This is a genomic window from Siminovitchia fortis, from assembly GCF_007681465.1.
GTDB classification, from domain to species: Bacteria; Bacillota; Bacilli; order Bacillales; family Bacillaceae_C; genus Siminovitchia; species Siminovitchia fortis.
On the sequence record NZ_VEKZ01000001.1, the window covers coordinates 22,562 to 36,045 of the forward strand.

Here is a 13,484-nt window from a genome sequence, read left to right on the forward strand (position 1 = left end):
TCAGCGTGGGCAAACAAGACGATTCCCGAGGAGGCAGTTCTTCAGCCACCACAGGGAAGCGGCTTGATCCTTGCGGGGCTAGGCGCTGGAGCTGGACAAAGAATAGCTTCTTTTGAATAAAATTTTTTCTAAGCAAGTTATACTTTTTTTACTTGTAAAAAAATAGCCCTTCGGGAGCCATTTAATAAATTTATTCGCTTGTACCAGCTCTTAAATCATAGAGAGGGCCCGCTTCTGCAAGCTCCGGCTTTTGCTTGGCCGGCTCTGGCAATGGCGGCAGTTCTTTTATATCCCTCAATCCGAAATAGTCGAGAAACTCCCGGGTGGTGGCGTATAAAATGGCCCTGCCTATTCCTTCCCGTCTTCCCGCTTCCCTGATTAAGCCTTTCGCCAAAAGAGTCCGGAGCGGACGTTCCGTCTTCACCCCGCGGATTTCCTCAATTTCCACCCTTGTAATTGGCTGCTTGTAAGCAATAATTGCCAAAGTCTCTAATGCCGCCTGGGAAATGGAATCTGTTTGGGTGTTCTCCACAAGTTTTTGCAGGACAAAAGAAAATTTTCTTTTGGTCACAAGCTGGCACGTACCGGCAAGATTGGCGATCGTAAGGCCCCTATTTTCATCCGATTCATATTCATCACGTAGATCTTCAATTAATCTGTCCGCTTCTGTCTCAGATATATCAAGTGCTGTTCCAATCTGCTTTGGAGTCAACCCTTCATCCCCCGCAGCAAAGAGCAGACTTTCCAGTGCTGCTTTTAAATTAACTGCTTTCAAGTATTAATGGCTCCTCTCTTGCTGATAAATAAATTTCATCGAAATTATGATTTTGCGATACAATAATGGCATTGGATTTCATCAATTCCAGCATGGCCAGAAAAGTAATAATGATGAACTCCTTATCAGGGATATGGAAAAAGGCGGAAAAACTGAGCATTGCTTCACTTTTTTCAAGTGCAGCCATTAATTCATCCATCCGTTGTTGAATCGTTATTTTGGGCCTGGCCACTTTGGCGGTCAATGGCTGTTTAATTCTTTTTCTCCTTAAAAGTTTATGATACGCGCCAATCATATCGTAAACCGTCACTGTAGATGCCTGGGCCTTGGGAAGTTCACCAGCAAACTGGGAAAGGTCGCTGGGAGGCTTTGTGAAAATCTCGCTTCTCGCACTTTCCTTTTGCTGGAAAAGCAACGCAGCTTCTTTGAATCTTTTATATTCGATCAGCTGTTCGACCAATTCCGTCCGCGGATCTTCATCTTCATTAGGCAGCTCCTCTTCCTGAGCCTCTTCATTTTGTGGAAGGAGCATTTTACTTTTTATTGACAGCAGTGTGGCCGACATGACAAGATATTCGCTTGCATGATCAAGCTCAAACTCAGCCATCGTATGTATATATAAAAGATACTGATCCGTGATCTCCGCCATTGGAATATCATATATATCAATTTCCATCCGTTTGATCAAATGCAGCAGGAGATCCAATGGGCCTTCGAACACTTCTGTTTTAATTTGGTAAGACATAAAATATCACCAATTTCGACATAAACATTGATATTTCTACCTTATCATCATACAATACTTTCCTCTTGGTGTGGTCACTATTTTTTAGATAAGCTGCCCTTGTATATGTTACACTGAGTTATGAAGCTATTGAATCGGAAGGAGCACCACTGTTGATTTTTCCTTTATCATATATTGAATTTCTCTCCCATTTTCATGGGGACAGGGATTTTTTTGAGTGTCATGAAGTTATCGAAGAGCATTGGAAGAAGATCGGAATGGAAAAAAACTCTGTATGGGTCGGCTTGATCCAAGTCGCCGTAAGTTTCTACCATTACCGCCGGGGAAACAAAAAAGGTGCCGTCAAGATGATGGAAAAAGCCATTGAAATTTTAAATAAAAAAAGGGCCGAGGTTCATTCTTTAGGAATCAGCCACGAGCACCTGCTGTCGATCCTGATCAGGAGTTGCCGGGATATGCAGCTGGGTGCGCCCTATCAGCCCATCAGCCTTCCCATACAGGATTCCGAATTATTGGCCGTTTGCAAGGAACGTGTACGATCCCTCGGATTTGAATGGGGCGGCAAGGATGATCTCAATGAATACATCATCCATAAGCATATTGCCAGGAAAGGTCCGTTGACAAAAAACCGCCTTGAAAAAGCCTTTAAATAACAATAGTAAAACCCGGAGAATTATTCGTCCGGGTTTTCTTCATTCAAACAGCATTTTTCAAAAAATGCCGATGTATCTTCGTTTGGACACAGCTTTTTGTCCGCATGGAGCTGTTTTAATGCTTTTACCATACTCTGCCCTATTCCTTCATGCCGGTGAGAAGGAGTGACACAGATATGCTGGATCCTGATTGTATCCTCTTCAATAATGGCACCAACCAGTCCAATGATATCATCTTCTGCTTTCCACAGGTAAAGCTGCCAATTTTCGCCTTCTTCATATTGTTTCATCGTTTGCTGCAGCTTCTTCAGGTCTTTTTCATTCGGCATGAACGAAAGAAGGCCCATTGCAATTTTTTCAAAGGCTTTTTTATAGCGAATTAACATCATTTACCCCTCATCACTTTTCGAATAGTATTTTATTTATTTGGCACAATAAAAAGCCAATAAATCAATCCCCATACGAACGCCAGGGCAAAAAGGACAATAAACAAAATAATGTTGTTTTTGCGCAAAAACAAACACTCCCGCCAATAATGATGATCAGTTTTAAATATTATAACATTTAATCCAACACCGACCATTTTACCGGTATTCGCCGTTTAACGCAAATGTTTGTCCGTTTTGAAACCTTAAATGGTTGACTTTTCACTAAGCGGGACATCCAGCCGGACGAGATCCTCATATGATTCCCTTTTAATCACAACGCGGCTTTTTCCATTCTCCACGAATACAACCGGGGGCCTGGGAATACGATTATAATTGTTCGCCATGGAGTAGCCATATGCTCCGGTACAGAAAACAGCTAAAATATCATTTGTTCCCGGTTCGGGGAGCGGCAGGTCCCATATAAGCATGTCGCCTGTTTCACAGCATTTGCCAGCGATCGATACTACTTCATCATGCTTGTCAAGCGGCCTGTTTGCAAGTACCGCTTCGTATTTGGCGTCGTATAAAGCCGGCCTGATATTGTCGGTCATACCGCCGTCAACCGCCACATACTTTCTTACATTCGGGACATCTTTCCTGGAACCGATCGAATATAGGGTTGTGCCCGCCTCTCCTACTAGCGACCTGCCGGGCTCAATCCAAATTTCAGGCATCGGCAGCGACAAACGCTCTGTTTCTTTTCTCACTTCAAATATCATTTCTTCGACATACTGTTCAGGAGAAAGGGGTGTATCCTCTTCTGTATAACGGATGCCAAATCCGCCTCCAAGGTTTAGAACCCGGGAGATAAAACCATATTCGTCATTCCATAGGCTTAATTTTTCCAAAACTTTTCTTGCAGCAAGCTTAAATCCGGAAGTTTCAAAGATTTGTGATCCGATGTGACAATGGATCCCCAGCAAATTCAGATACTCACTGTCCAAGCAGACAGCAAGTGCAGTCTCGGCCTGGCCGTTTTCAAGATCAAATCCAAATTTCGAATCTTCCTGCCCCGTGAGGATATAATCATGAGTATGGGCCTCAATTCCAGGGGTCACACGAAGCAATATATGAACGTTTTGCTTTCTTTCCTGGCACAGATGATGGAGCATATGAAGTTCATGGAAATTATCGACAACAATGCAGCCGATATTGTGATCCAACGCCATTTCCAGTTCTTCTTCACTTTTGTTGTTTCCATGAAAATGGATTTTTTCTACAGGGAATTTGGCAGCAATAGCCGTATACAGTTCCCCGCCGGAGACCACATCCAGGGAAAGGCCCTCTTCATCGGCAAGCTGAAGCATCGCAATGGACGAGAATGCTTTGCTTGCGTAGGCGACCTGCGCATCGACCCCATGCTTTTCAAACATCTTTTTAAAAGAACGCGCACGAGTCCTGATCAATTCTACATCGTAAACGTATAAAGGGGTGCCATATTTTTCAACCAATTCCACTGTGTCGCATCCGCCAATTTCAAGATGGCCTTCATCATTGATTGATGCGGTTCCATGTAAGTACATCTCTTTCCCTCCAAACGGATATCTATAATAATAAAGCAACCGGATGTCACCGATTGCTTCACCAAATAAACAAAAATCAAAAAATAAGTAAGCACTACTTTATCATATTTTATGTCTTTTAGCAACGGGGTGTCACGGCTTGTTCTCCGGCTGCCGGAATCTGTTGCGGGGATGGACGATGCTCGGCCGAAGCTTGCTTCCCGGAACCGGCCTCCGAATGAGCACCTGGATAAAGGCTATCGGATTGAATGGGATAAACGGCCACATGTATGGCGCGTTTAGCGGTCGCAACGATATCAGATACAACATATAAACTGTGCACCCTACGATGAATCCCGGCACTTTAAACAGGGCAACGGCAATCAACAAAATCATTCGGAAGATTTTATTCGCAACACTCAATTCGTAGCTGGGAGTAGAAAACGTTCCAATCGCCGCAATCGAAACATACAGGATCACTTCGGAATGGAACAGTCCGACATCCACAGCAATCTGTCCAATCAAAACGGCTGCAATCAAACCCATCGCCGTCGATAACGGGGTGGGGGTATGGATGGCTGCAATTCTTAAAAATTCTATTCCCAGATCGGCAATCAGCAATTGAATGATCAAAGGAACGTCAGATTCTTTATTCGGTCCTATATAAGCAAGCTTTTCAGGAAGAAGGGAAGGTTCCAATACGAATAGAAACCATAGCGGCAATAAAAATATGGAAGCCCAAATTCCAAGAAACCTTGTCCATCTCACAAATGTCCCCACAGCGGAAGACTGGCGGTATTCTTCAGCGTGCTGGACATGGTGGAAAAAAGTAGCCGGCGTGATCATCACGCTGGGGGAAGTGTCAATGAAGATCAGTACGTGGCCTTCCAAAAGGTGGATGGCTCCAACATCTGCCCTTTCCGTATACCGGACAAGGGGGTATGGATTATATCCCTGCTTCATTAAATACTCTTCTACCGTCTTATCCGCCATGGAGATTCCGTCGATATCGATGCTGGAAATTTCCTTCCTTATCGTTTCAACCAACTCCGGGTTTGCCACACCATCGATATAGCCGATCGCAATATCCGTTTTTGATCGTTCGCCTACTTTAAATATTTCAAATCTTAAATTCTCATCCCTTATCCTTCTTCTTGTCAACGCGGTGTTGAGAACAATGTTCTCCACATAGCCATCCCGCGACCCCCTGACAACTTTCTCGGTATCTGGTTCCTCCGGCTGTCTTCCGGGATAGTTGCGTACATCGATAATCAGAGCGCACTCCTCGCCCTCCACAACGATTGCCAACAGCCCGGACAATACCTGGTCAGCCATCTCATCAATAGTCTTTACAACTTCAACCGATTCGTGGATAAGCCTGTTCCGGATAATTTCAAAAACATTTTTGGACGGCCGTTCATGTTCATTCAAATTGACAAGCTCTTTAACTAATTGAATGATATATAACGACTCGCAAAGACCGTTTACGTAATACAATTGCACATTGGTTTTCAATATAACCAGTTTTCTCTGGCCGATATCAAAGCTTGTCCCAAGCCCTACCCTTTCTTTGAAGTATTGCTCCAACCTGTCCAGTTCATGGGGAATTTTTTTGAAATTTTTTCCTGCTTTTTTTTCCATTCAGGGAGCTCCTTTCCACAGGCAGCTTCAATAATTCACAAAAACCAACCATTGAAATAAAGAACCTGCCACCTTTCCGATGACAAGGGCCATCAGAAGACTGATAATCAATCCTTCCATCCCGATCCTCTTCGATAGAATCGGCAATACATTCAGCACTTCGGTAAGAGCCGCCGCAAGCATGCCGATAAAAATGCCGCTGGCAAGTCCGATGGGAATCAAAAAACATGCGCCTACCGGGAATGATAAGTTATTTAAATCCGCAAAACTGGCCGCAACAACGCTGATAACGACCGACCATTCATAGAAACGGATATACTTTCCAGTTTTTGTAAGCTGTGTGAGCCGTGGAATAACGCCAAGCACGGTTAAAAATGCGACAAATCCTATTCCAACGGCAATGCCCCCTGACAGGCCCGCAAATATGGATGCAACAGCTTTAATAGTCGTCACTGTATTTCGTGCTTTCTTTATGCTTATTTAGGACAACATATTGATCAAGGTCCTGCTGATAATTGAACATCTCTATTTCCAATGGACTGGGCTCCTCATTGATCCTTTTCTTGAATAGATGGTTAAAGAACAGAATCATGCCTAACCCAAGCCCAAGTGAATAAGGAATCTGGACAATATATGGAGTGGTATTCATCTTCCCTGTCATCATCCAGTAAATTTTTTGATGCATCGCCTGCATGCTTGTTTCCTCATGGAAGTTCATAATAGCCAGTCCGGAGCCGACGAAAAGCAGCAGCCAAACGAGAACAAACAAAAGGAAAGGAGCTGTCTTCCTCTTTTCCGTTATTTCAAAGATTGTTTCCGACGGCCCGATGACCTGGATATCCGAGTCGGGATACCGGCTCTTTATTTTATTGATGACATTCATAACATCGAGGACAATAAATTTTTTCTCAACTTCGGAAGTATTCGAAAGCACCACCATTTCATAGAGGTTATTCATCCCCTCCGGGACAATGATCTGCGCCATATCTCCCAGCTTCACGCTGGCGCCCTTTTGAATTGTCAGGCGATGCTTCATTTGAATGTATACTGTCTTCTCCATCATTCCACATCCCGCATTGCTGTTTGTCTGTTTTTTATTATGCTACATTCCAATTCAACCATTCATTTATTTAGAAGGTGTATTCATGAACAAAGGCGCAAGCGCCTGTTTATCGACGTACAGACTGGAGCGCTTCTGACGAGATAAAGGAAACACGCGCAGCGGAGCGGAGCGATGTTGACTTATCGTAGGAAGAAGCGTGAAGTCTGCTAGTCGATAGGCGCTGGCCGCCTTAAAGCGCCACGTCCTGTGGCGCCGGCGCTAGGACTTCCTGTCCGTCGGAGCCGGACGTAGCACTAAGTGACAAATAAGTTACTCACAACCTGAGCATTTTATACGCTAAACATATAAAAAAGCGTATGGACCCGGCTAAGTGGTATCCATACGCTCTTTCATCTGTTCAAGTATTTTCTTTTCAAGCCTTGACACCTGTACTTGTGAGATTTCCAGGCGTTTTGCGACCTCAGACTGTGTCTGGTCTTTATAATACCTCAGGTAGACAATGAGCCGTTCCCGCTCATCAAGCCCGCGTATCGCTTCTTCGAGGGCAATTTTATCAAACCATTTATGTTCATCCTGATCTGACAGCTGATCCATCAACGTAATGGGATCACCGTCATTTTCATAGACTGTCTCATGGATGGACGCCGGAGTGCGCCCTGCGTCCTGGGCCATGATCACATCTTCCAAAGACACATCAAGATGCTCTGCGATTTCTGAAACAGTGGGCACTCTCCCATGTTTCTTCGCAAGCTCATCCTTTGACCTTCGGATTTTATTGCTCAGTTCTTTTAATGAGCGGCTTACCTTTACCGTGCCGTCATCGCGGATGAACCGCTGAATTTCCCCGATAATCATCGGAACGGCATAGGTTGAAAATTTGACATCATATGACAGGTCAAACTTATCAACGGATTTCAATAAACCGATGCTTCCGATCTGGAATAAGTCATCGGGTTCATAGCCCCTGTTTAGAAAGCGCTGAACGACCGACCAGACAAGCCTCATGTTTTTTTCAACAAGGATATCCCGGGCTTCTTGGTCCCCGTTCTGGCTTCTCTTGATATATTCCTTTACCTCGTCATCTTTCAGATATGATGTGTTTGAGTTTTTTTTAAGTTCCACATCCATAGGCGCGGCTCCTTAATTGCACAACGCTTTATTTTTCGTCAAATACTTGATTAGACGAATGGTTGTGCCTGTCCCAGGGTGGGATTGTATTTCCAAGTGGTCGGTGAAATTTTCCATAATTGTAAAACCCATTCCGGACCGTTCCATTTCCGGTTTTGTTGTAAATAACGGCTGCCTCGCTTCATCAATGTCCGCGATGCCGACCCCTGTGTCTTTTATGACCAGGTCAACTTTTCCGTCTTCTATGACAGCTGAAATATAGACAATTCCTGCCGGGTTCTGTTCGTAACCGTGTATGATTGCGTTTGTAACAGCCTCAGACACCACTGTCTTGATTTCTGTCAGCTCATCCATAGTTGGGTCCAGCTGGGCAATGAATGCGGCGACTGTCACGCGGGCAAAGGATTCATTTTGGCTGAGCGCACTGAACTGAATTTGCATCTCGTTTCTCATTATTAGGCAACCCCCAATCTTTCAAGCGCAAATTTTTCAGAAGACTCCAAGCGGACGATTTTGAATAAACCCGACATTTCAAATAATCGTTTTACTGGCGGAGAAATGGAACAGACGACCATTTCTCCCTTCTTCAATTTAATTTGCTTATATCTTCCGAGGATTACCCCCAGCCCGGAACTGTCCATAAAAGATAGCTTTTCCAGGTTCAGGACGATGTGCAAAATATTGTGAGCTTTCATTGCCTCTGTGATCTCATCCCGCAGATGTTCCGCCGTATGGTGGTCCAGTTCGCCGGAAAGCCGGATGCATAGAACGTCTTGCTTCACTTCCATGTCAATCTTCAATCCCACATGCAAGGCCTCCTTATGTGTCGTATAGTGAGTCAATTCTACCTCCATGCACCCGAATCCTTCTTCATGACAAAACTAGAACCTATTCGCTAATATTATAGAATTTTCATCATTTTGACTGTGTAAAAAGTCCGAAGGACCTTTTATACAGCTGCCACCACGAAGCTTTCTTAACACCTTTTTCCGCGACCAAGTCGGACTCGGCCAGTTTCTTTCCATCCTTCTTAATAATGATCTTTCCGATGATTTCACCCTTTTTAATTGGGGCTTTCAAGTTTTTTTTCAGTTTCAGCTCAGTGGAAAAATCCTTCGCTTTCTCACCTTTTTTTGTCAAGAGGGAAACCGGTTCGCCGGTCTGTGCGTTGATCTCTTTGATATTCCCTTTGCTCACCTTCACTTTTCCAAGATTCTCGCCTTTTTTATAAAGGGAGTGAGTGGCATATTGGGAGAATGCATAGTCAAGCATTTTGGTTATCTGGGCATTCCTGCTTTTCGAAGTAGGCGCACCAAAGACAACCGCAATGACCCGCATGCCATCTTTTTTCGCCGTGGCTGTGAGGCAGTACTTCGCTTCACTTGTAAAGCCTGTTTTTAAGCCGTCGACTCCAGGATAAAATTTGACAAGTTTGTTTGTATTGACAAGCCAGAACTTCTTGTCTGAATCTTCTCTCAAGTAGGATTCATAAAGCTTTGTAAAATCGGTGATTTCCTCATGCTTCAAAAGTTCCTTCGCCATGATCGCCATATCATGGGCGGTGCTGTAGTGGTCCTTTACAGTCAAGCCTGTCGTATTTTGGAATTTGGTATTTTTCAAGCCCAATTCCTTTGCACGTTCGTTCATTCTAGCAACAAAAGCCTCTTCACTTCCCGACACTTTTTCCGCCAAGGCAACGGAAGCATCATTGGCTGAAGCGATTGCAATTCCAAGCAGCATTTCTTTTACCGTCATCTCTTCGCCAGGCTCAAGAAAAATCTGGGAACCGCCCATCGAAGCGGCGTACTCACTCGCCCGCACTTTTTCATCCATGCTAAGCTGTCCGCTGTCGAGTGCTTCCATGATGAGCAGCATCGTCATCACCTTTGTCATCGAAGCCGGCGGCAGTTTTTCATGGCTGTTCTTCTCATACAGAACCTTTCCTGTATCCCTTTCTATTAAAATCGCCGACCGAGAATCGTCCGACAGCTCTTTTTGCTTCTCCTCCGCCAATACCGGCTGTATTGCCATTGAGAATATGAGCAAGAAAGAAAAAAATATACCGGCTAACCTTTTCATCCTAACCCCTCCATTTGTTATGATAAAAAACGGTAATGTTTACCAACTATCACCATTGTCTCCCGGAAAGGTTTTTTTATACTTTTGTTTTTTACAAAAAAAAGCCCTGCGGTCATAAAACCGCAAGGCCTAGTATAAAGAGGGAGTATAAAAGTTTTTATGAATACTTTTTTGAAATATCAGTTGCTTTGTCCAGCTTCAGCACCCAGCGACTAGCAAACTTCGCCCTCCTCCACTACGATAAGTCAACATCGGCTCGTGCCTCGCCGTGTTTCCTTTATCTCATTGCGGAGGGCTCCAGTTTGTACGTCGCTAAACGGGCGCTTACGCTTTTCTTTCAATCATTTTTCAATTGTCAATTCGGAAAGGAAGCTATCTCCCGCACCTTTCCAGCCTATGCCAAAATTATGTGCTATTGTTGCCCCTACATCGGCAAATGTTTTTCTGACCGGCAGCTCCCTGCCGCCATCAAAACGTTTGGAATATACAAGCAGAGGCACGTATTCCCTTGTATGGTCTGTCCCATGGTGTGTAGGGTCATTGCCATGATCCGCCGTAATGATCAATAAATCATCATCCTGCATTCTTTCGAAAACCTCAGGTAGCCGTTTATCGAACTGTTCCAATGCAGCCCCATACCCCTCCGGGTCCCGCCTATGGCCAAATTTGGCATCAAAATCGACGAGATTGATAAAGCTGATACCCGTGAAATCTTTTTCCATTACCTGAACGAGCTTGTCCATGCCGTCCATATTGGACTTGGTCCTGATTGATTCCGTAATTCCTTCGCCATCATAGATATCGTGAATTTTCCCAATGGCTATCACATCAAAGCCATTGGATGACAGCTCATTCATCACTGTCCGTCCAAACGGCTTCAAAGCATAATCATGGCGATTGGCCGTGCGCTGGAAATTCCCGGGCGATCCGATAAACGGGCGCGCAATCACCCGGCCGACCTTATATTCCTCGGCAAGTGTAATTTCTCTCGCCTTTTTACAAATTTCATACAGCTCAGCAAGCGGAATGACTTCTTCATGGGCGGCAATCTGCAATACAGAGTCTGCAGACGTATACACAATCAACGCACCTGTTTTCATATGTTCGGGACCAAGGCGTTCAATGATTTCCGTCCCGCTCGCAGGTATATTTCCAATGACCGTCCTTCCTGAAGCCTTTTCGAGGCGTGTGATGAGCAATTCGGGAAATCCGTCCGGGAACACTTTAAACGGGTGGCTTGTAATGAGCCCCATGATTTCCCAGTGGCCAGTCATCGTATCTTTCCCCCTTGATGCCTCCTGCATTTTTGTATAAAATGCAAGAGGCTTTTCAACCTTCTCTATCCCTTTTATTTCCCTAATGTTGGACAAACCGAGCCTGCCCATATTCGGCATGGCAAGTCCGTTTATTTTCTCCGCGATATGGCCCAGTGTATCTGCCCCGATATCATCGAAATCCTTCGCATCCGGCGCTTCGCCAATTCCTACAGAATCCAGTACAATCAGGTGAATCCGTTTATATTGAGAACTTTCCACCATTATCCCTCCGAATCAAAAGCTGAATATTTTCTAATGGTATCATACCCGTTTACACAGTTTAAAAAAACCGCTTTTGAGTTAAGCGGTTTTAAGCGCGAGGATGATACTGTTTGTATACCTCTTTCAGTCTTGTTTTGGAAACGTGTGTATATATCTGTGTTGTTGAAATGTCGGCATGGCCCAGCATTTCCTGAACAGCCCGCAAATCCGCCCCATTTTCAAGGAGGTGGGTTGCGAATGAATGCCTTAACGTATGCGGCGTCAATTCCTTTTCAATATTGGCCTTGGCAGCAAGCTTTTTCAAGTTTTTCCAAAAACCCTGTCTTGTCAGCCGTTTGCCATGATGATTTAAAAATAGCGCATCGGTTCTATTTTTCTCTTTCCGCAGCTTTGGCCTGGCGTCTCTTAAATAGTGCTCGATCGCGTTTGCTGCCTCCGTTCCGATTGGAATGATCCGTTCTTTGTTTCCTTTTCCCCTGCACCTGACAAAGCCGATGGCCAAGTGAATGTCATCCAGGTTCAAATCCAGAAGCTCACTGATCCGTGTACCTGTCCCATATAAAAGCTCAAGCATCGCTTTGTCGCGGATTCCAAAAAGAGTGGAAAGGTCCGGGGCTTCAAGCAGGGATTGAACATCAGATACGGAAAGGACTTTCGGCAGATTTTTTTCCTGCTGCGGTGTTTCAATATGTATCGTGGGATCATGCCCGGCAGCCTTTTCACGTAAAAGGAACTGGTGAAACGAACGTATGGAAGCGATATGCCGGGCAAGCGTCCTGCTGGATTTGCCTTCAGCTTTCAGCTGTCCCAAAAATTGTATAATATGCATGCGGGCAATGTCCTCAAAACTGTCGATTTTCAATATGTTTTGGATATAGGCAAGATAATTCACCAAGTCACGTTCATAAGCCTTCACCGTGTTTTGGGACAACCCTTTTTCCACAATCATAAAATGAATAAAATCCTGCAGGCGGTCTTTCATATACTTACCTACTCCCCATTCGAATAAAAAAACAACAGGCGGGAGAGCCAATCACTCTCCTCATCACTCCTATGCTGCTGTATCACCTTGACAGCCGTTCCCTCGGGCTCGTCGTATCTCCGGTAATTTTCATATTCCTGGCTAACCCATATAATACCATAGTAGAACATGATCGTACATGCCGCAAAAAGCAGAAATACCCTGACCACCTGGAATATCATCCTAGCCGCGTTCCTCATCTTCATCAAACCCTTTTTAAGTATTCGGACTGCTTGTACCAGTAATACATGATATGCAATAAATGTCCGCGTTTATACGTATCGGGGAATATTATTGATGTTCGAGGATAACTTCTACAGAAAACGCCCATCCCTTCGATACAAAGGATGGACGCTTAGTTTCATTTTTTTTTGCCGGCTGGCGGCTCTTTCCGTTCGTTCTCCGCTTTATCCTGACAGCGCCAACAAATACCGTGAAATGTCAGCCTGTGATCTTTAATTTTAAAATTAAAATCATGTTCAACTATTTTTTCAACATCTCCGAGAAGATCTTCCTGTATCTCATCAACCGTTCCGCACTCAATGCAAATAAGGTGGTGATGGAAATGATCGGCACCTTCCTGCCGCAGATCATACCTGGAAACCCCGTCTCCAAAATTAATTTTGTCGACCACTTTCAATTCAGTCAAAAGCTCAAGGGTCCTATATACTGTTGCAAGGCCGATGTCCGGAGATTTGTCCTTGACCAGCAAATAGACATCTTCCGCACTCAAATGGTCGTCCTCATTTTCAAGCAACACCCTAACCGTGGCTTCACGCTGGGGAGTAAGCTTATAGCTTGCGGAATGCAATTGTTTCTTAATCCGATTAATGCGACTTTCCATCAGACGATCCTCCCTCGCCACTATCCATTTTATTATAACAGACAGTGAACAATAATCAAATTAAAAT

16 protein-coding genes are annotated in these 13,484 nt (G+C 44.4%); 1 reads left to right on the plus strand and 15 read right to left on the minus strand.

Annotation, left to right across the window (positions count from 1 at the left end; genetic code table 11):
* Positions 1-190 precede the first annotated feature (190 nt).
* Together scpB and FS666_RS00130 are read right to left on the minus strand one after the other, a co-directional pair.
* Entirely contained in the window at positions 191-775 is a 585-nt protein-coding gene (scpB, locus tag FS666_RS00125; RefSeq protein WP_120068174.1) for an SMC-Scp complex subunit ScpB, read from the minus strand.
* Entirely contained in the window at positions 762-1,520 is a 759-nt protein-coding gene (locus tag FS666_RS00130) for a segregation/condensation protein A (protein WP_144462904.1), read from the minus strand. Before FS666_RS00130 ends, scpB begins: the two co-directional genes overlap by 14 nt.
* Positions 1,521-1,672: 152 nt before the next feature.
* On the opposite strand from FS666_RS00130, the gene FS666_RS00135 reads away from it, so the two are divergent.
* Complete coding sequence (locus FS666_RS00135; RefSeq protein ID WP_186306470.1) at positions 1,673-2,173, plus strand: DUF309 domain-containing protein; 501 nt, start codon at positions 1,673-1,675, stop codon at positions 2,171-2,173.
* Positions 2,174-2,193: 20 nt separating this feature from the next.
* On the opposite strand, the gene FS666_RS00140 is transcribed toward FS666_RS00135, so the two are convergent.
* The 13 genes from FS666_RS00140 to fur all read right to left on the minus strand — a co-directional run bounded on the left by FS666_RS00140 (position 2,194) and on the right by fur (position 13,417).
* The gene (locus FS666_RS00140) at positions 2,194-2,559 is read right to left on the minus strand and encodes a GNAT family N-acetyltransferase (protein WP_120068181.1); all 366 of its coding nucleotides are present in this window, start codon (positions 2,557-2,559) and stop codon (positions 2,194-2,196) included.
* A 245-nt stretch (positions 2,560-2,804) separates the two neighbouring features.
* The gene (gene lysA, locus FS666_RS00145; RefSeq protein ID WP_144462900.1) at positions 2,805-4,124 is read right to left on the minus strand and encodes a diaminopimelate decarboxylase; all 1,320 of its coding nucleotides are present in this window, start codon (positions 4,122-4,124) and stop codon (positions 2,805-2,807) included.
* A gap of 132 nt (positions 4,125-4,256) precedes the next feature.
* A complete protein-coding gene (locus FS666_RS00150; protein ID WP_144462898.1) occupies positions 4,257-5,744 on the minus strand; it encodes a spore germination protein in 1,488 nt (495 codons plus the stop codon).
* 27 nt (positions 5,745-5,771) lie between these two features.
* The gene (locus FS666_RS00155; protein ID WP_144462897.1) at positions 5,772-6,197 is read right to left on the minus strand and encodes a stage V sporulation protein AB; all 426 of its coding nucleotides are present in this window, start codon (positions 6,195-6,197) and stop codon (positions 5,772-5,774) included.
* Positions 6,184-6,804 carry a stage V sporulation protein AA gene (locus tag FS666_RS00160; RefSeq protein ID WP_120068193.1) on the minus strand — a complete coding sequence of 207 codons (621 nt, stop codon included), beginning with the start codon at positions 6,802-6,804 and terminating at the stop codon, positions 6,184-6,186. Before FS666_RS00160 ends, FS666_RS00155 begins: the two co-directional genes overlap by 14 nt.
* Before the next feature lie 369 nt (positions 6,805-7,173).
* The gene (gene sigF / locus FS666_RS00165; RefSeq protein ID WP_120068196.1) at positions 7,174-7,935 is read right to left on the minus strand and encodes an RNA polymerase sporulation sigma factor SigF; all 762 of its coding nucleotides are present in this window, start codon (positions 7,933-7,935) and stop codon (positions 7,174-7,176) included.
* Positions 7,936-7,947: 12 nt separating this feature from the next.
* The gene (spoIIAB, locus tag FS666_RS00170) at positions 7,948-8,388 is read right to left on the minus strand and encodes an anti-sigma F factor (protein WP_120068199.1); all 441 of its coding nucleotides are present in this window, start codon (positions 8,386-8,388) and stop codon (positions 7,948-7,950) included.
* 2 nt (positions 8,389-8,390) lie between these two features.
* Entirely contained in the window at positions 8,391-8,741 is a 351-nt protein-coding gene (gene spoIIAA / locus FS666_RS00175) for an anti-sigma F factor antagonist (protein ID WP_120068202.1), read from the minus strand.
* Between the two features lie 109 nt (positions 8,742-8,850).
* Positions 8,851-10,014, minus strand: a complete 1,164-nt coding sequence (locus FS666_RS00180) for a D-alanyl-D-alanine carboxypeptidase family protein (RefSeq protein ID WP_144460310.1) — start codon at positions 10,012-10,014, stop codon at positions 8,851-8,853.
* A gap of 341 nt (positions 10,015-10,355) precedes the next feature.
* Positions 10,356-11,549 (minus strand): phosphopentomutase, encoded by a 1,194-nt coding sequence (gene deoB, locus FS666_RS00185; RefSeq protein ID WP_144460316.1) that lies wholly within the window; start codon positions 11,547-11,549, stop codon positions 10,356-10,358.
* 91 nt (positions 11,550-11,640) lie between these two features.
* The gene (xerD, locus tag FS666_RS00190) at positions 11,641-12,534 is read right to left on the minus strand and encodes a site-specific tyrosine recombinase XerD (protein ID WP_120068210.1); all 894 of its coding nucleotides are present in this window, start codon (positions 12,532-12,534) and stop codon (positions 11,641-11,643) included.
* 8 nt (positions 12,535-12,542) lie between these two features.
* The gene (locus FS666_RS00195) at positions 12,543-12,773 is read right to left on the minus strand and encodes a YqzK family protein (RefSeq protein ID WP_120068954.1); all 231 of its coding nucleotides are present in this window, start codon (positions 12,771-12,773) and stop codon (positions 12,543-12,545) included.
* A 161-nt stretch (positions 12,774-12,934) separates the two neighbouring features.
* Positions 12,935-13,417 (minus strand): ferric iron uptake transcriptional regulator, encoded by a 483-nt coding sequence (gene fur, locus FS666_RS00200; protein WP_120068213.1) that lies wholly within the window; start codon positions 13,415-13,417, stop codon positions 12,935-12,937.
* Between the last annotated feature and the right edge of the window lie 67 nt (positions 13,418-13,484).